The 17,961-nt window shown below is 71.6% G+C and carries 13 protein-coding genes; 2 read left to right on the top strand and 11 right to left on the bottom strand.

Annotated features, from left to right (window positions below; genetic code table 11):
- Positions 1-36 precede the first annotated feature (36 nt).
- The 3 genes from hemW to lepA all read right to left on the bottom strand — a co-directional run bounded on the left by hemW (position 37) and on the right by lepA (position 5,372).
- Positions 37-1,269 (bottom strand): radical SAM family heme chaperone HemW, encoded by a 1,233-nt coding sequence (hemW, locus tag ACWF79_RS07835; RefSeq protein ID WP_453727160.1) that lies wholly within the window; start codon positions 1,267-1,269, stop codon positions 37-39.
- 69 nt (positions 1,270-1,338) lie between these two features.
- On the bottom strand, positions 1,339-3,213 hold the full coding sequence (locus ACWF79_RS07840; RefSeq protein ID WP_453727161.1) for an AMP-dependent synthetase/ligase: 1,875 nt from the start codon (positions 3,211-3,213) through the stop codon (positions 1,339-1,341).
- 290 nt (positions 3,214-3,503) lie between these two features.
- Positions 3,504-5,372, bottom strand: a complete 1,869-nt coding sequence (gene lepA / locus ACWF79_RS07845; protein ID WP_453727162.1) for a translation elongation factor 4 — start codon at positions 5,370-5,372, stop codon at positions 3,504-3,506.
- 185 nt (positions 5,373-5,557) lie between these two features.
- Between lepA and rpsT the strand changes: the two genes are divergently transcribed.
- On the top strand, positions 5,558-5,824 hold the full coding sequence (gene rpsT / locus ACWF79_RS07850) for a 30S ribosomal protein S20 (protein WP_137989361.1): 267 nt from the start codon (positions 5,558-5,560) through the stop codon (positions 5,822-5,824).
- 316 nt (positions 5,825-6,140) lie between these two features.
- Here the strand turns inward: rpsT and holA are convergent, their stop codons facing one another.
- A complete protein-coding gene (gene holA / locus ACWF79_RS07855) occupies positions 6,141-7,127 on the bottom strand; it encodes a DNA polymerase III subunit delta (protein WP_453727163.1) in 987 nt (328 codons plus the stop codon).
- A 38-nt stretch (positions 7,128-7,165) separates the two neighbouring features.
- Here holA and ACWF79_RS07860 point away from each other — a divergent pair, with 38 nt between their 5' ends.
- Positions 7,166-7,426, top strand: a complete 261-nt coding sequence (locus tag ACWF79_RS07860; protein WP_453727164.1) for a hypothetical protein — start codon at positions 7,166-7,168, stop codon at positions 7,424-7,426.
- 83 nt (positions 7,427-7,509) lie between these two features.
- Here ACWF79_RS07860 and ACWF79_RS07865 read toward each other — a convergent pair whose 3' ends face one another.
- From ACWF79_RS07865 to leuS, 7 genes are all read right to left on the bottom strand, one after another.
- Positions 7,510-8,394, bottom strand: coding sequence for a YceI family protein (locus ACWF79_RS07865; RefSeq protein ID WP_453727165.1), 885 nt, complete (start codon positions 8,392-8,394; stop codon positions 7,510-7,512).
- 114 nt (positions 8,395-8,508) lie between these two features.
- Positions 8,509-9,321 (bottom strand): arylamine N-acetyltransferase family protein, encoded by an 813-nt coding sequence (locus ACWF79_RS07870; RefSeq protein ID WP_453727166.1) that lies wholly within the window; start codon positions 9,319-9,321, stop codon positions 8,509-8,511.
- 128 nt (positions 9,322-9,449) lie between these two features.
- On the bottom strand, positions 9,450-12,008 hold the full coding sequence (locus ACWF79_RS07875) for a ComEC/Rec2 family competence protein (RefSeq protein ID WP_453727167.1): 2,559 nt from the start codon (positions 12,006-12,008) through the stop codon (positions 9,450-9,452).
- Positions 12,005-12,751 (bottom strand): helix-hairpin-helix domain-containing protein, encoded by a 747-nt coding sequence (locus ACWF79_RS07880; protein WP_453727168.1) that lies wholly within the window; start codon positions 12,749-12,751, stop codon positions 12,005-12,007. Before ACWF79_RS07880 ends, ACWF79_RS07875 begins: the two co-directional genes overlap by 4 nt.
- A 440-nt stretch (positions 12,752-13,191) precedes the next feature.
- Complete coding sequence (locus ACWF79_RS07885) at positions 13,192-14,037, bottom strand: DegV family protein (protein ID WP_453727169.1); 846 nt, start codon at positions 14,035-14,037, stop codon at positions 13,192-13,194.
- A gap of 59 nt (positions 14,038-14,096) precedes the next feature.
- Entirely contained in the window at positions 14,097-14,903 is an 807-nt protein-coding gene (locus ACWF79_RS07890) for a hypothetical protein (protein WP_453727170.1), read from the bottom strand.
- Between the two features lie 143 nt (positions 14,904-15,046).
- Positions 15,047-17,944 carry a leucine--tRNA ligase gene (leuS, locus tag ACWF79_RS07895; protein ID WP_453727171.1) on the bottom strand — a complete coding sequence of 966 codons (2,898 nt, stop codon included), beginning with the start codon at positions 17,942-17,944 and terminating at the stop codon, positions 15,047-15,049.
- Positions 17,945-17,961: the final 17 nt, after the last annotated feature.

The raw sequence follows: 17,961 nt of genomic DNA on the forward strand, positions 1-17,961 counted from the left end.
CCGCTCGAGGACTGCGCCCTCAAGGGCTCAGAGGTCCTAGTCCACCAGGTCCCGGACGACCGCGTCCGCCAGCAGGCGCCCGCGGAGGGTCAGGACCGCCCGCCCCTCCCCGTACGCCGCGGAGTCGAGCAGCCCGTCCGCCAGCGCCTTGCGCGAGGCGGCCAGTCCGGCGGGACGCAGCAGCTCCAGCTCCACGCCCTCCCGGAGCCGGAGCTCAAGGAGCACCCGCTCCACGCGCCGGTCCTCCGCCGAGAGCACCTCGCGCCCGGCACCCGGCGACCTGCCGGCGCCGAGCGCCGCCGCGTACGCGCCCGGGTGCTTCACGTTCCACCACCGCACACCGCCCACGTGCGAGTGCGCCCCCGGCCCCGCGCCCCACCAGTCCGCGCCGCGCCAGTACAGCTCGTTGTGCAGGCACCGCCCGGCCTCGGACGTGGCCCAGTTCGACACCTCGTACCACTCGAAGCCGGCCTCCGCGAAGACGGAGTCGGCGATCAGATACCGGTCCGCGTGCACGTCGTCGTCCGTCATCGGCACCTCGCCGCGCCGGATCCGCCGCGCCAGCTGCGTCCCCTCCTCCACGATCAGCGCGTACGCGCTGACATGGTCGGGGCCCGCCCCGATCGCGGCCTCCAGCGAGGCCCGCCAGTCGTCGTCGGACTCCCCGGGCGTCCCGTAGATCAGGTCCAGGTTGACGTGGTCGAAGCCCGCCGCCCGCGCCTCCGCGACACACGCCTCGGGCCGCCCGGGGGTGTGCGTCCGGTCGAGGACCTTCAGGACGTGCTGCCGGGCGCTCTGCATGCCGAAGGAGACCCGGTTGAAGCCACCGGCCCGCAGCTCCTCCAGGTACGCCGGGTCCACGGACTCCGGGTTCGCCTCCGTCGTCACCTCGGCGTCGTCCGCGAGCCCGAACTCGTCCCGGATCGCCCCCAGCATCCGTACGAGATCCCCGGCGGCGAGCAGCGTCGGCGTACCGCCGCCGACGAAGACCGTCCGCACCGGGCGCGGGTCGTCACCGAGCACCTTCCGGGCGAGGCGTATCTCCTCGACGACCTGCCCCGCGTAGTTGTCCCGGGAGGCGAGCACGCCTCCGGCACCGCGCAGCTCGCTCGCGGTGTACGTGTTGAAGTCGCAGTAGCCGCACCGCGTGGCGCAGTACGGCACGTGCAGATAGAACCCGAGCGGCCGCTCCCCGGCCCCTTCCAGGGCGTGCGCGGGCAGCGCCCCGTCTTCGGGCATGGGCTCACCATCGGGCAGTACGGAAGGCATGAGCCCATTGTCCCGTACTGCCCGAGGTAACCCTCCGGCCTGTGGAAAACCCAGGTGGCGGGCCGAGGATCAGGCCTCCCGCGCCCCGGCGTACATCTCCTCGATCAGGTCCTTGTACGTCCGCTCCACCACCGGCCGCTTCATCTTCAGCGACGGCGTCAGCTCGCCGTGCTCGACGTCCAGGTCCCTCGGCAGCAGCCGGAACTTCTTGATCGTCTGCCAGCGCTGGACGCCCTCGTTCAGCCGGTCGACGTACCCCTGGACCATCTCCTGGGTCTGCGGGGCGGCGACGACCTCGGCGTACGGCTTGCCGGCGAGGTCGTGGTCGGCCGCCCAGCCGAGGATGGCGGGCTCGTCGAGGGCGATGAGCGCGGAGCAGTAGTTCCGGTCGGCGCCCAGGACGACGATGTTGGAGACGAACGGGCAGACGGCCTTGAACTGGCCCTCGATCTCGGTCGGCGCGATGTACTTGCCGCCGGAGGTCTTGAACAGGTCCTTCTTGCGGTCGGTGATCCGCAGATAGCCGTCGGCGGACAGCTCGCCGATGTCGCCGGTGTGGAACCAGCCGTCCGCCTCCAGGACCTCGGCCGTCTTCTCGGGCAGGCCGTGGTAGCCCTCCATGATGCCGGGGCTGCGCAGCAGGATCTCGCCGTCGTCGGCGATCCGGACCTCGGTGCCGGGCAGCGGCTTGCCGACGGTGCCGGTGCGGTAGGCCTCGCCCGGGTTGACGAAGGACGCGGCGCTGGACTCCGTCAGGCCGTAGCCCTCCAGGATGTGGATGCCCGCGCCGGCGAAGAAGTAGCCGATCTCGGGGGCCAGAGCGACGGAGCCGGAGACGGCGGCGCGCAGCCGGCCGCCGAAGGCCTCGCGGAGCTTCTTGTAGACCAGCGCGTCGGCGACCTTGTGCTTGACCTCCAGGCCGAAGGGCGCGGAGGCGGTGCCGGTGCGGCGGAAGTTGTCCTGGGTGACCTTGGCGTACTCCCGGGCCACGCCGGCCGCCCACTGGAAGATCTTGTACTTGGCGGCGCCGCCCTCGCGCGCCTTGGCGGCGACGCCGTTGTAGACCTTCTCGAAGATGCGGGGCACCGCGGCCATGTAGGTCGGCTGGACCACCGGCAGGTTCACGATGATCTTGTCGATGCGGCCGTCGACGGCGGAGACGTGGCCGACCTCGATCTGGCCGGAGGTGAGCACCTTGCCGAAGACGTGCGCGAGCGGCAGCCAGAGGTACTGGACGTCGTCCTGGGTGATCAGACCGGTCGCGGCGATGGCCTTGGCCATGTACGACCAGTTGTCGTGCGGGAGGCGGACGCCCTTGGGGCGGCCGGTGGTGCCCGAGGTGTAGATGAGGGTGGCGAGCTGTCCGGCGGTGATGGCCGAGACGCGCTCCTTGACGGCGTCGGCGTGCTTCTCCAGGTACGCCTTGCCGCGCGCCTCCAGCTCCGCGAGGGAGAGGACCCAGTCGTCGCTCTCGACGCCCGTCGGGTCGATGACGACGACGTGGTGGAGCTCGGGCAGGTCGGCGCGCGTCTCGCGGGCCTTGACGACCTGCGCCGCGTTCTCCGCGATCAGGACCTTGGACTCGGAGTCGGAGAGGATGAACGCCGACTCCTCGGCGTTGGTCTGCGGATAGATGGTGGTGACGGCGGCGCCCGCGCACATCACGCCGAGGTCGGCGAGGATCCACTCGACCCGGGTGGAGGAGGCCAGGGCGACCCGCTCCTCCGGCTGGACGCCCAGATCCATCAGCCCCGCCGCGATCGCGTAGACCCGCTCGGCGGCCTGCCCCCAGCTGAGCGACTTCCACTCGTCCGGGCCCTGGCCGTCGGCCGCGGGGACCGGGTAGCGGTAGGCCTCCGCGTCCGGAGTCTGCGCCACGCGCTCAAGGAAAAGATTCGCCACCGAGGGCGGCCGGTTCTCGATCTGGGTCTGTGTGTCGCTCACGACGTCCTCCGGGCGGCGGCGGTGCGTTCTGGCGGTGCGTTCCTGCAGTACCTGAGTACGCGGTTCGTGCGTACTAACTCGCGAGTAACCTTCGAGCCGCGATCAGAGTAAGGCGCCGGGGACCGGCGCGTAAGAGGCTGCGGGCCGCCTCTTCATACCCGGTTGATAACAGAACGAACGCCGAACGGGTCCCCGCACTGTCCGTGCGGGGACCCGTTCGATGTATCTGTCAGCTAACCGTTTCGGCTGAACGGCGGACAGCCGGGGGTGGCGGAAACGACTCCTTCCGCCTACTTCTTCCCCTTGCCGCTGGACTCGTCGCTCGACAGGACGGCGATGAAGGCCTCCTGCGGGACCTCCACGGAGCCGACCATCTTCATCCGCTTCTTGCCTTCCTTCTGCTTCTCCAGCAGCTTCCGCTTACGGGAGATGTCACCGCCGTAGCACTTGGCGAGGACGTCCTTGCGGATGGCGCGGATGGTCTCGCGGGCGATGACCCGGGAGCCGATGGCGGCCTGGATCGGCACCTCGAAGGCCTGGCGCGGGATGAGCTCGCGCAGCTTGGCGACGAGCCGCACACCGTACGCGTAGGCGGCGTCCTTGTGGGTGACGGCCGAGAAGGCGTCGACCTTGTCGCCGTGCAGCAGGATGTCGACCTTGACCAGGCTGGAGGCCTGCTCGCCGGTGGGCTCGTAGTCCAGGGACGCGTAACCCCGCGTCTTGGACTTCAGCTGGTCGAAGAAGTCGAAGACGATCTCGGCGAGGGGGAGGGTGTAGCGGATCTCGACGCGGTCCTCGGAGAGGTAGTCCATGCCGAGGAGGGTGCCGCGACGGGTCTGGCAGAGCTCCATGATCGCGCCGATGAACTCGCTGGGGGCGAGGATCGTGGCGCGCACGACGGGCTCGAACACGTCGTTGATCTTGCCCTCGGGGAACTCGCTCGGGTTCGTGACGGTGTGCTCGCTGCCGTCCTCCATCACGACCCGGTAGACCACGTTCGGGGCGGTGGCGATCAGGTCGAGCCCGAACTCGCGCTCGAGCCGCTCGCGGATCACGTCGAGGTGGAGCAGGCCGAGGAAGCCGACGCGGAAGCCGAAGCCGAGGGCGGCGGAGGTCTCCGGCTCGTAGACGAGCGCGGCGTCGTTGAGCTGCAGCTTGTCGAGGGCGTCGCGGAGGTCCGGGTACTCCGAGCCGTCCAGCGGGTAGAGCCCCGAGAACACCATCGGCTTGGGGTCCTTGTAGCCGCCGAGCGCCTCTGTGGCTCCCTTGGCCAGGGAGGTGATCGTGTCACCGACCTTGGACTGGCGGACGTCCTTCACACCGGTGATGAGGTAGCCGACCTCGCCGACGCCGAGACCGTCGGACGGCGTCATCTCCGGAGACGAGACGCCGATCTCGAGGAGCTCGTGGGTGGCGCCGGTCGACATCATCTTGATGCGCTCACGCTTGTTGAGCTGACCGTCGACGACTCGGACGTACGTGACGACACCGCGGTAGGAGTCGTAGACGGAGTCGAAGATCATCGCGCGGGCGGGCGCGTCGGCGACACCGACGGGCGCCGGCACGTTCGCCACGACGCGGTCCAGCAGCGCCTCGACGCCGAGACCGGTCTTGGCGGAGACCTTGAGCACGTCCTCGGGCTGGCAGCCGATGAGGTTGGCGAGCTCCTCGGAGAACTTCTCCGGCTGCGCGGCGGGCAGGTCGATCTTGTTCAGTACGGGAACGATGGTGAGGTCGTTCTCCATCGCGAGGTACAGGTTCGCGAGGGTCTGCGCCTCGATGCCCTGGGCCGCGTCGACGAGCAGGATCGTGCCCTCGCAGGCCGCCAGGGACCGCGAGACCTCGTAGGTGAAGTCGACGTGCCCGGGGGTGTCGATCATGTTGAGGATGTGGGTCTTCCCCTGGCCCTCGCCCTCGGTGGGCGCCCAGGGAAGACGCACCGCCTGGGACTTGATCGTGATGCCGCGCTCGCGCTCGATGTCCATCCGGTCGAGGTACTGGGCGCGCATCTGCCGCTGGTCGACCACACCGGTCAGCTGGAGCATCCGGTCGGCGAGTGTGGACTTGCCGTGGTCGATGTGCGCGATGATGCAGAAGTTACGGATCAGCGCCGGGTCGGTACGGCTCGGCTCAGGCACGTGGGTAGGAGTCGCGGGCACGCAAGATCTCGTCTCGGGGCGATGGTCGGTTGGATACGTAGGCTCCATGGTCCCACGAGTGGGAGACTCCGCTCGGTTTGGGCAGAGGTTACGTGCCCTGATAACGTGGACAGCTGTGTCTCGTACGCCCTCTCAGCGATGGGGCACACCTCAGAAACAACACCGAACCTGAAAAGGCTCTTTTCGTGGCGAACATCAAGTCCCAGATCAAGCGGAACAAGACGAACGAGAAGGCGCGCCTGCGCAACAAGGCCGTCAAGTCCTCGCTCAAGACCGCGATCCGCAAGGCCCGCGAGGCCGTCGCCGCGGGTGACGTCGAGAAGGCCGTCGTGGCTTCTCGCGCCGCCTCCCGCGCGCTCGACAAGGCTGTCTCGAAGGGTGTCATCCACAAGAACGCCGCCGCCAACAAGAAGTCGGCGCTGGCCACCAAGGTTGCCGCTCTGCAGGGCTGAGCCCCTCTGATGTAACGCCGGACGGGACCCAGCGGGCCCTCTCTCCCGCTCCCACCCGGCACCCCGGACTCGTGCGCGACACGCGTTCGCCACGCGTGCACGAGCCCACCATCCACACGCCGAAGGCCCCGGCCCTCCTTCCCCAGGAGCGCCGGGGCCTTCGCCGTCCCCGAACCAGAAGGCGTCGCGAAGTTGCCGCACACCAGGGCTGAGGTCTCAGCCCGACGCGGCGCGCAGCCGCCGCTACCCGCCGGGGCGGGCAGGCACCCACGGGGACACCCTCGCCCCGCAACCGGCGCCGGGCGCCCTCACCGCCCTACCGCCGCAACCTCGCCGCCCTCGCCACCGCGACCACCGCCTTCTCCAGCGCGTACTCCGGGTCGTCCCCCCCGCCCTTCACGCCCGCGTCCGCCTCCGCCACCGCGCGCAGCGCCAGCGACACGCCGTCCGGCGTCCAGCCCCGCATCTGCTGCCGCACCCGGTCGATCTTCCACGGCGGCATCCCCAGCTCCCGCGCCAAGTCCGCCGGCCGCCCGCCCCGCGCCGACGACAGCTTGCCGATCGCCCGGACGCCCTGCGCCAGGGCGCTGGTGATCAGGACCGGCGGGACGCCGGTCGAGAGCGACCAGCGCAGGGCCTCCAGCGCCTCCGCAGCCCGCCCCTCCACCGCCCGGTCGGCCACGTTGAACGACGACGCCTCCGCCCGCCCCGTGTAGTACCGCCCGACGACCGCCTCGTCGATCGTCCCTTCCACGTCCGCCGTCAGCTGCGACACCGCCGACGCCAGCTCCCGCAGGTCGCTGCCGATCGAGTCCACCAGGGCCTGGCACGCCTCGGGCGTGGCCGACCGCCCCAGCGCCCGGAATTCCTGCCGCACGAACGTGAGCCGCTCCGCCGGCTTCGTCGTCTTCGGGCAGGCCACCTCCCGCGCGCCCGCCTTCCGCGCCGCGTCCAGGAGCCCCTTGCCCTTGGCCCCGCCCGCGTGGAGGAGCACGAGCGTGATCTCCTCGATGGGCGCGTCGAGGTACGCCTTGATGTCCTTGATCGTGTCCGCGGACAGGTCCTGCGCGTTCCGCACGACCAGCACCTTGCGCTCGGCGAAGAGTGACGGGCTCGTCAGCTCCGCGAGCGTCCCGGGCTGGAGCTGCTCGGAGGTGAGGTCCCGTACGTCCGTGTCGGCGTCGGCGGCCCGTGCGGCCGCCACCACCTCCTGGACGGCACGGTCGAGGAGCAGGTCCTCCTGGCCCACGGCGAGCGTGACGGGGGCGAGAAGGTCATCGGTCGAATTCTTCCTGGTGGCCATCGCGAACCAGCATCCCACGCCCCACTGACACCCACCCCATGCCCGAGAATGGCGGGGTGAGTGAACGACACGTACTGGTACTGCCCGACCGCGACGCCGCCGAAGAGGTCGCCGAGGAGCTTCCCGCCCGCTTCGGCGTCGCCGAGGCGCCCCAGCTCGTACGGGACGCGCTGGCCGGTGAGGACGACGCCGAGGACGCACAGTGGCTGGTGGTCGTCGAGGATCCGGAGGGCCGGCTCGACTCGTCGGCGCTGGACGAGCTGGCGGCCGAGTACGAGGGCTGGCTGGAAGCCCCGTAGAGGAGCACCACGGGGGAAGGGGACCCCGCGAGGAACCTCCCAAAGGTGCCCCCACGAGCCCCCACCGAGGAGCCCCGCCCCCGTCACCTCCCCTTCGGGACGATCTGCACATCCAGCTCGATCGTGATGCTCGACCCGACGGCCGCGATCCCCTTCGCCAGCAGCGTCTGCCACGTCAGTGTGAAGTCCTCGCGGTGCAGCTCCGTGCTCGCCCGGCACGCGCCGCGCGTCTCGCCCTCCAGGCCGCTGCCGAGGCCGAGGTACTGCGTGTCCAGCGCCACCGTACGGCTGACGCCGTGCAGGGTGAGAGCGCCGGTCACCGACCACCTGCTGCCGCCCTTGTGGACGAAGCGCTCGCTGTAGAACTCGATCGTCGGGTGGCGGCCGACGTCCAGGAAGTCGCTGGAGCGCAGATGGTCGTCGCGCATCTGCACACCGGTGTCGATGGACGCGGCGTCGATGACCACGTGCATCGCCGAGTGCTCCATGCGCTCGGCGATCCGTACCGCGCCCGCGAAGCCGTTGAACCGGCCGTGGATCCGGGCCAGTCCGATGTGCCCCACGGTGAAGCCGACACGGGAGTGCGCGGGGTCGATCTCCCAGTCGCCCGGCTCGGGGAGGTCCGCCTGCGGCGCCACCTGGAGCATCACATCCCCGAGGCCCACATGCGCGCTCTCGGCGACGGTGGCGCCGCCGTGGTACGGCGTGTAGCCCTCGGCCGTCACGGCGAGCCGGTACTCACCGGCCGGAACGGTCGCCAGCACGCTGCCGTACGGATCGGTCTCCCCGCCCACGACCTTCCGGCCCGCGCGGTCGCTCACCACGAACTCGGCCTGCCGGAGAGGCTCGTTGACGGGGTCGAGTACGCGGCAGCTCAGCACTCCGGCCGACGGCGGGACGGAGAGCCCGGCGAAGGGCCCACCCCTGGTGGTTCCGCCCGCGCGCCGGCCGAAGAGACGACTGAACATTCCGTGCACCCCCGTGCAACTGGTTTCCTATGGCAACGAAGACGCATTCGATCACCCATGAGTCGTTCGAGGCAAATGGCCAAGGTGTTACCGGGGGTCCGAATTATGCGCGTGTCAGGCCTTCCGAGACGGCGGTACGGGCGGCAGCTCGGCGAGCTCGATGCCGAACAGGTCCCGGTACGCCGCCTTCACCTCCTCGTCCCCGTCGAGCAGCCGCTCGGTGCGCTCGCCGTTCACATGCGTGACGAGCTTGTGGCCGCTGAGAGTGACCCGCCCCTCGTCGGTGAGCCGGGTGCAGACGAGAGAACGCGGGAAGTGCGAGTCCGGGGAGGTGCGGTGGTACCAGGCGCCCACCGCGAAGTCGGCGAGCGCGCGCGGCCGCGTCTCCAGCCGGTACTGCGGCTTGCCGTTCCGCAGCACGTCCAGGTCGCCGTCCTCGGTCTCCACGACGCGGAACGTGCCTGCGGGATCGGCCTGCTCCCCTCGCTCGTCCAGTGCCAGCGGGAAGTGGCTGTGCTCGCCGAACCCGACGTCCGCGAGCCACCGCCCCTCCGCCTCCGTCTGCACGAGCACCGCCATGTGGTCGTACGGGATGCCCAGCCGGCCTCCCTCACCGAACACCCGCGCCTGAAGGAGCGTGACTCCGAAGCCGAGCGCCCCGAGGAGGGCGGCGAACGTGCCGTTGATCTCGTAGCAGAACCCGCCCCTGCGCTCCCCGACGACCTTGTCGAGCAGTGGCTTCTCCTCCAGGACGATGTCCTCGCCGAGGTGGATCGACAGGTTCTCGAAGGGAACCGCCTTCAGGTGCCGCAGATGCAGTTCGCGCAGCGCTGCCGCGTCGGAGCGGCCCGGTCGCACCGCCCCGATGCGTCGCAGGTACGCCTCGACGGTCACATGATCCGGAGCCTGCTGGGTGTCGTTGGTCATGAACCGAGTCTGCCGCTCCTCCCTTGCGCTCATCCATCAGCCCTTGGACTTAGGCCTGTTCAGGACCAGCGCCACGAACACGGCACGCCGCCGCCGACCTTCCGGGTCGGGTCGTTACAAGGCTTCCTTCACGCACTCGGCACCGCCGCCAGGCCCGGCCCCGCCCCGGTCACCGCGATCGCGCCGTCCCGGTCCGTCCTCAGCACCTCCGCTCCCCCGGCCCGCAGCGCCTCGACCGTCGTCGGCGAGGGGTGGCCGTACGGGTTGTCCCGCCCGGCCGACACCAGCGCCAGCCGTGGCCGGACCGCCCGTATCAGCCCGGGATCCTGGTAGGCGGAGCCGTGGTGGGCGACCTTGAGCACATCCACCGGACCGAGCCCGGGATGGGCCCGCAACAGGCCTCGCTGCGCGGGAGGTTCGAGGTCTCCCAGGAGCAGCAGGCGCAGCCCCTCCCCCGTGCGGACGAGCAACGTGACACTGGCGTCGTTCGGCCCCGACTCTTCCGGCCCCACCACCCCCGGCCGCCCCGCCGGCCACAGCACCTGCCACTCCAGCTGACCCAGCCGTCTCCGCTCCCCCGGCCCCGCGCTGACGACGGGCACCCCCGCCGCCCGAGCTGTGCGCCGCACGAACGCCGCCTGCGCCGGGGGTTCTTCGAGCCCCGTCGTCTGGATCGCCCCGACCGACCGGCCACGCAGGACGCCTGGCAGCCCGGTGACATGGTCCGCGTGGAAGTGCGTCAGCACGAGCAGCGGGATCCGCCTGACCCCGAGGTCGTGGAGGCAGCGGTCCACCAGGGCCGGGTCGGGCCCCGCGTCCACGACGACGGCCGTGCCCCCGCCGGCCGCCAGCACGGTCGCGTCGCCCTGCCCCACCTGACACATCGCGAACGCCCAGCCCGGTGGTGGCCAGCCGCTGACCAGGCGAGTCAGCGGCGCCGGTCGCACCACCGCGACGAACAGCAGGGCGACACAGCCCACCGCGATCCTCCGCCGGTACGGCAGTCTCCACGCCCCGAGCACCACAAGCCCGAAGAGCACGGCAAGGAGCAGCCCGCCCCGCCAGCCCCCGGGCCAGGTGGCCTGCGCGCCGGGCAGCGCGGCACCCGCCCGGGCCACGCCCGCGATCCACTCGGCGGGCCAGCCCGCGACCCCGGCCACCAGCTCCGCCGCCCGCATCGAGACCGGGGCCAGCGCGAGCGCGGCGAACCCCAGGACCGTGGCCGGGGCCACGGCCGCCTCGGCGAGCAGGTTGCTGGGGATCGCGACCAGGCTCACCCGCGCGGCGAAGACCGCCACCACGGGCGCGCACACCGCCTGGGCCGCCAGGGCCGCCGCCAGCGCCTCGGCGAGCCTGCCCGGCACCCCACGCCGCCGCAGCGCGCCGCTCCAACGCGGCGCGATCGTGAGCAGCGCCCCGGTGGCGAGGACAGAGAGCAGGAATCCGTAACTCCGCGCCAGCCACGGGTCGTAGAGCACCAGCAGCAGCACCGCCCCGGCCAGCGCGGGAACCAGCGACCTGCGCCGGCCCGTACCGATGGCGAGCAGGGCGACCGAGCCGCAGGCCGCCGCCCGCAGCACGCTCGGGTCCGGGCGGCACACGATCACGAACGCGAGCGTCAGGCATCCCCCGATCAGAGCGGTGGTCCGCAACGAAAGCCCGAGCCGGGGCGCGAGCCCGCCCCGTTCCGCGCTCAGCGCCGCTCCCGGCCGCCCGATCAGCAGGAGCAGTACGACCGTGAGGTTGGAACCCGACACGGCAAGGAGGTGCGTGAGGTCCGTCGCCTCGAAGGCGTCGCTGAGCTCCGGACCGATCCGTGAGGTGTCGCCGACGACAAGCCCGGGCAGCAACGCCCGCGCGTCACCGTCGAGGTTCTCCGTCGCGTGGCGCAGCCCGGCCCGCAGCTTCCCGGCCGTGCGCTGCGCGCTGCTCGGCGGCCCGGTGATCCGGGGCGGCCCGGCCCCGTCGACGCGCAGCACCGCCGCGAACCTGTCTCCCGGGCGCATCGGGGGCGCGAGCCGTCCGGCGAGCCGCAGCCGGGTCGAGGGCAGCAGCCGTAACCACTCCCCCTGGGTCGCCCCGGCCGGAACGATCACCATGACCGGTGTCCTGGTGCGGTGCACGGCTCCGCCCGCCGCCTCGACCCGAACCGCCTCGCCGTTGAGCACGACGGACACCGGGGCTGTCCTGTCGCCCCGGATCCCGGGCCGGGTGAGCCGGGGATCGGAGGTGACCGTGACCTCGGCCCCCACCCGGGCGTACTCCTCAGCGAGCCCGGGCACCGGCCCCCTCCGCAGGTCCGCGGCGTGCAACCCGCCCGAAGCGGCACCTGCGGCGGCACACAGCAACACGGCCGCCCCAGCGGTCGCCCGAAGCCCCCACCCAGACCAACCAGACCACCCAGCCCCGGACCACCCAGCCCCTGGCCGTCCAGCCCCGGACGCCCCTGGACCGGACGACGCCCGCCCCGAGGACCGCACGCGAACCGCCGCCATCAAGGCCGCCGCCCCCACCAGGCAGACGAGCACCCCCGTGCACACCGACCACCCGGTGGCTCCCACGGCCGACGCCGCCGCTCCCCAGGCCGCCAACGCGGGTGGCACGAGGCGGAGATCGGCGGGCCCCTCCTCGGGCAACCACCCGCCCGTCGATGGTGCGGACTCCTCCGTCACCTGGCCCGCGTTCATGGCCGGACCAGCGGCGCGAGGTCCGCGAACCGGCGCTCTCCGATGCCGTTGACCTCGCGCAGCTCGGCCACCGAGCGAAAGCCGCCGTGCTCCGTGCGGTGGTCGACGATGTGCTGGGCCAAGACCGGCCCCACACCAGGCAGGGTGTCGAGCTGCTCCACCGTCGCCACGTTCAGACTCAACGGTGCGGCCCGCGTACCCGCGGCGGCTCCCGCGCCCGCTCCCCCAGCCGCTCCCGGGCCGCCGCCCACGACGGCCGGTGGCGTCACCCCGACCGCGACCTGCTCGCCGTCGAGCAGGATCCGGGCGCGGTTGAGTCCGGTGAGGTCCGTCCCCGGTCGGGCTCCTCCGGCAGCCCGCAGTGCGTCCGCGACCCGTGACCCGGCCGGCAGCGTCAGCACTCCGGGCCGTCGTACCTTGCCGCTGACGTCGACGACCACGCCCGGCGGCGGCGCTCCGGGTGCCGGGGCCGCCGAGGCACCGGGAGGCACGTCGGTCTCCGGCGGCGGAGCCGCGTGCACGACCTCCGGCGCCTTGACCACCTCGGGCCTTCCCGTCCAGAAGTACCGCCCGGCGAACCCGGCGGCCACGACGAGGACCACGGCCAGCGCGACCAGCGTGCGCGGTTCGAGGCCGCATCGGGACTGCACCCACACCGGCAGCCGATCACCAAGCGCCAGCCGCAGCCGCTCCCACCGCCCAGGAGCCGCCCTCTCCTCCTGAAGACCAGGGGGCGCGAGCACCTCCGAGGCTCCCCAGTCCGTCGCCCCCGTCGGCGGTGGAGGCGCGGCAGGCCGGGCGGCGGCCGGAAAGAGCGCCTCACCCCGGCGTCGTACCGCCGCGCCGTTCACCGCGACCGCGTGCCGTCCGCGGGCCCGCCCCCGAGCCCGCCCGGGAGGCGAACCCCGCCCTCGGACGCGGGCGCGCCCGTCCGATCCGGGCGCCCGCCCGGGACCGCTCGACGCACCCGCCCTCCTCACCGAGGGGGCGGCCACGGTCGCGGTCGCAGGACGAGCGGAGGGACGCGTGGAGTGACGTCCGGAGGAACGGCTTGCGAGATGCGTGCGAAGAGTCATGGAAAGGACGGTAGGCACATCCGTCCGAATCCGCTGAGACGCCTCTATTTCCGTGGAGAGACGCCCAGTTGTGGAAAAACCCGTCACTCACACGGGGGATGAAGGCCTCAGCGCGGTGACACGACGACGGCGAGCAGGCCAGGTCCCGTGTGCGCCCCGATCACCGCGCCCACCTCGCTGACGTGCAACTCCTCGATGGCCGGCAGCCGTTCCCGCAGGCGGTCGGCGAGCACGGCGGCCCGCTCGGGCGCGGAGAGGTGGTGCACGGCGACGTCGACCGGCCCGGCTCCCGCCCGTTCCACCGCGATCTCCTCCAGGCGGGCGATCGCCTTCGACGCCGTCCGTACCTTCTCGCGCAGTTCGATCCGTCCGCCGTCGAGCTGGAGCAGCGGTTTCACGGCGAGCGCGGAACCGAGCAGCGCCTGCGCGGCGCCGATCCGGCCTCCCCTGCGGAGATACTCCAGCGTGTCGACGTAGAAGAAGGCGGAGGTTCCGGCGGCGCGCTTCTCGGCGGCGGCGACGGCCTCGTCGATCGAGCCGCCGGCGTCCACGACCTCGGCCGCCGCCAACGCGCAGAAGCCGAGCGCCATCCCCACCATGCGCGTGTCGACCACCCGGACCGGTACGGGGGCGTCCTTGGCCGCGACGACGGCGGCGTCGTACGTCCCGGAGAACTCGCCGGAAAGGTGCAGCGAGACGATGCCCGTCGCGCCGGCCTCCGCCGCAGCGCGGTAGGTCGCCGCGAAGACGTCGGGGCCGGGGCGCGAGGTGGTCACCGGCCGGCGCTTCTGGAGCGCCTGTGTCAGCGAGCGGGCCGAGATCTCGGTCCCCTCTTCGAGCGCTCTGTCGCCGATGACGACGGTGAGCGGGACCGCGGTGATGCCGTGCCGCTCCATCGTCTGGGGTGGCAGGTAGGCCGTGGAATCGGTGACGATCGCGACATGCCGGGACATGAGCGGGAGGTTACCCGCCAGGGCCGCCCCACGGCAGCCCGGCCCCGCGTTCCACGACGTCAGTTCGAGGTCTCGGGCCGCGGGGACTTCTCCCACGGGTACGTGGTCAGGCGCGGGTCACGCGCCGTGATGGCCTGCGGCGCCTGCCGGTCCGGGGCCTCGGCGTCCGGCCCAGGCCCGGCCTTCACGTCGCCGTCCACGCCGCCTCCGGTGCCCCGCGCGTCCGCCTCGGCGGGCCACACCTGTCCCCGCTCGACGTCCGGAGCCGGGGCGCCGGCGTCGGGCCAGGAGAAGTCGTCCGAGGCCTGGTCCTGGGCGGTCGCCCCCGACCAGTGGCGCAGCGCGCCGGCCTCCAGGTCGATCTGGGCGCTCAAGGAGGTCAGGTCGTCCTCCGCGAACCGGCGCGCGCGGTCCCTGGCCGCCCAGCGCAGCGAGTCCGCCGAGTGCGTGATCCGCTCCGCGCGCTCCCGCAGGTCCTTGAGCTGGGCGGCCACCCTCGCCCGGTCCGGCTCGCGCTCCAGCCGCTTGAGGTCCTCGTCCAGCTCGCGGCCATGGGCGCTCAGCCGCTGGAAGAGTTCGAGGGTCTCCTTCAGCGAGGCGTCCTCGGCCACGCCCGCCTGCAGGGCGTCCTGCGTCGCGCGCATCGAGGTGCGCAGGGAGAGCCGCAGCTGGGCCAGTTCACCGCCGACCCCGATCTGCCCGTAGCTCTTCGCGCGCAGCGTGGTGTCCTCGACGGTGCGCCGAGCCTGGTGGATCGTGCGGTCGACGCCGCGTTTCGCGGCCTTGACCGCCTTCACGGTCGCGTAGACCCCCAGCGCCACGAAGGCGAAGAAGAGCAGCGCCATGATCACAATCGCGGCTTCCATGTCCGCCCCTCCGGCGTGGATCGTCGTCCCTCGGCTGTTGTTCCTCCACGGTAAACGGAACGGGCAGGCCGGAGGTTCCAGTGGAACCCCCAACCTGCCCGTAGGGGAAACCCCCCATGCCTCGGTGCCGGGATCAGCCGAAACTATCCGGCGACGATGTTGACCAGCTTCGGCGCCCGCACGATCACCTTGCGGATCTGCGCGCCGCCCAGCGCCGCGACCACGTTCGCATCGCCCAGGGCCAGCGCCTCCAGCTCCGCGTCCGTGATCGTCGGGGAGACCTCCAGGCGGGCCTTGACCTTGCCCTTGATCTGTACGACGCAGGTCACGGTCTCGTCGACGACGTACGCCGGGTCGGCCACGGGGAAGTCCTGGTGGACGACCGAATCGGTGTGGCCCAGCTTGCGCCACAGCTCCTCGGCGATGTGCGGGGCCAGCGGGGCGACCAGCAGCACCAGCCGCTCGGCGACCGAGCGGGAGACCGGACCGCCCACCTTGGTCAGGTGGTTGTTCAGCTCGGTGACCTTGGCGATGGCGGTGTTGAAGCGCATGGCCGCCATGTCCTGCGAGACACCGTCGATCGCCTTGTGCAGGGCGCGCAGCGTGTCCGCGTCGATGTCGGCGTCCTCGGTGTCGACGACCGTCGCCTCGCCCGTCGACTCGTCGACGATGTTGCGCCACAGCCGCTGCAGCAGCCGGTACTGGCCGACCACCGCGCGCGTGTCCCAGGGGCGGGAGACGTCCAGCGGACCCATGGCCATCTCGTACAGGCGCAGGGTGTCGGCGCCGAACTCGGCGCAGATCTCGTCCGGCGTGACGGCGTTCTTCAGGGACTTGCCCATCTTGCCCAGGACGCGGCTGACCTTCTCGCCCTGGTACCAGTAGCCGCCGTCGCGCTCCTCGACCTCGGCGGCCGGCACGGCGATGCCTCGCGCGTCGCGGTAGACGAAGGCCTGGATCATGCCCTGGTTGTACAGCTTGTGGAACGGCTCCGCGGAGGAGATGTGGCCCAGGTCGAACAGCACCTTGGACCAGAACCGCGCGTACAGCAGGTGCAGTACGGCGTGCTCGGCACCGCCGACGTACAGGTCGACGCCGCCGGTGGGCATCGACTCGCGCGGGCCCATCCAGTACTGCTCGATCGCCGGGTCGACCAGCTTCTCGGAGTTGTGCGGGTCCAGGTAGCGCAGCTCGTACCAGCAGGAACCGGCCCAGTTGGGCATGGTGTTGGTCTCGCGGCGGTACTTCTTCGGCCCGTCGCCCAGGTCCAGGGTCACGTTGACCCAGTCCTCGTTGCGGGACAGCGGCGTCTCGGGCTGGGTGTCGGCGTCGTCCGGCTCGAAGGTGCGCGGCGAGTAGTCCTCGACCTCGGGCAGCTCCAGCGGCAGCATCGACTCGGGCAGCGAGTGCGCGATGCCCTCCTCGTCGTAGACGATCGGGAAGGGCTCGCCCCAGTAGCGCTGGCGGCTGAACAGCCAGTCACGCAGGCGGAAGTTGACGGTGCCCTCGCCGATGCCGCGGTCGGCCAGCCAGGCGGTGATCTTCGCCTTGGCCTCGACGACGCCCAGACCGTCCAGGGAGATCTCGTCGTTCGCCGAGTTGACCAGCTTCGCCTCGTAGGAGGCGAAGGCGTCGTCCCACGTGGACGGGTCGGTGCCGCGCTCGTCGCTCGGCTGCACGACGCAGCGCATCGGCAGCTCGAAGGCGCGCGCGAAGGCGAAGTCGCGGGTGTCGTGGGCGGGAACGGCCATGATCGCGCCGGTGCCGTAGCCCATCAGGACGTAGTCGGCGATGAAGACCGGGACCTGCTCGCCGCTGACCGGGTTGGTGGCGTACGCGCCGGTGAAGACACCGGTCTTGTCCTTGGCCTCGGCCTGCCGCTCGACGTCGGACTTGGAGGCGGCCTGCTTGCGGTAGGCGGCGACGGCGTCGGCCGGCGTGGCGTGCCCGCCCGTCCACACCTCGTGGGTACCGGCCGGCCACGCATCCGGGACGATCTTCTCGACCAGGTCGTGCTCCGGGGCCAGGACCATGTACGTGGCGCCGAACAGGGTGTCCTGGCGGGTGGTGAAGACGGTGATCGCACCGGCGTCGCCGACCTGGAAGTCGACACGGGCGCCCTCGGAGCGGCCGATCCAGTTGCGCTGCTGCAGCTTGATGGCCTCGGGCCAGTCCAGCGCGTCCAGGTCGTCCAGCAGCCGGTCGGCGTAGGCGGTGATGCGCATGTTCCACTGGCGCAGCTTGGCCTTGAAGACGGGGAAGTTGCCGCGCTCGGAACGGCCGTCGGCGGTGACCTCCTCGTTGGCCAGGACGGTGCCCAGGCCGGGGCACCAGTTGACCGGCGCGTCGGAGGCGTAGGCCAGGCGGTACTCGCCCAGCACGTCGGCGCGTTCGGCGGCGCTCAGCTCGCTCCACGCGCGCGTGGCGCCGGAGGCGTCAGAGGTGGCCGGGACCTCGCGGGTGCCGTTCTCGAACTGCTCGACCAGCTCCGCGATCGGACGGGCCTTCTTGGCCTCGTCGTCGTACCAGGAGTTGAAGATCTGCAGGAAGATCCACTGGGTCCACTTGTAGTAGTCCGGGTCGATCGTGGCGAACGACCGGCGCTTGTCGTGGCCCAGGCCCAGCCGACGCAGCTGGACCTTCATGTTCTCCATGTTGGCCTCGGTGGACACGCGCGGGTGCGTGCCCGTCTGCACGGCGTACTGCTCCGCCGGCAGGCCGAAGGCGTCGAAGCCCAGGGTGTGCAGCACGTTGTGGCCGGTCATGCGCTGGTGGCGGGCGAAGACGTCGGTGGCGATGTAGCCCAGCGGGTGACCGACGTGCAGGCCCGCACCCGAGGGGTACGGGAACATGTCCATGATGAACTTCTTGGGGCGGGCGGCGACGGCCGCGTCGCCCGCCAGGTCACCGGTGGGGTTCGGGGCCTCGTAGGTTCCCTCGGCGTCCCAGAAGTCCTGCCAGCGTGCCTCGATGTCGGCGGCCATGGCCGCCGTATAACGATGCGGGGCCGCCGTCTCGGCAGCCGAATTCATCTCGCTCATGATCCTTGAAGCTCCAT

It is taken from the genome of Streptomyces sp. NPDC054975, from assembly GCF_053609105.1.

Bases quoted from the DNA above. Each gene is read 5' to 3' on its own strand.
- ACWF79_RS07890 (WP_453727170.1), bottom strand. From the start codon at position 14,903: ATGGAAGCCGCGATTGTGATCATGGCGCTGCTCTTCTTCGCCTTCGTG.
- leuS (WP_453727171.1), bottom strand. From the start codon at position 17,944: ATGAGCGAGATGAATTCGGCTGCCGAGACGGCGGCCCCGCATCGTTAT.
- ACWF79_RS07870 (WP_453727166.1), bottom strand. From the start codon at position 9,321: ATGACCAACGACACCCAGCAGGCTCCGGATCATGTGACCGTCGAGGCG.
- ACWF79_RS07875 (WP_453727167.1), bottom strand. From the start codon at position 12,008: ATGAACGCGGGCCAGGTGACGGAGGAGTCCGCACCATCGACGGGCGGG.
- holA (WP_453727163.1), bottom strand. From the start codon at position 7,127: ATGGCCACCAGGAAGAATTCGACCGATGACCTTCTCGCCCCCGTCACG.
- ACWF79_RS07865 (WP_453727165.1), bottom strand. From the start codon at position 8,394: ATGTTCAGTCGTCTCTTCGGCCGGCGCGCGGGCGGAACCACCAGGGGT.
- ACWF79_RS07885 (WP_453727169.1), bottom strand. From the start codon at position 14,037: ATGTCCCGGCATGTCGCGATCGTCACCGATTCCACGGCCTACCTGCCA.
- hemW (WP_453727160.1), bottom strand. From the start codon at position 1,269: ATGCCTTCCGTACTGCCCGATGGTGAGCCCATGCCCGAAGACGGGGCG.
- ACWF79_RS07860 (WP_453727164.1), top strand. From the start codon at position 7,166: ATGCCCGAGAATGGCGGGGTGAGTGAACGACACGTACTGGTACTGCCC.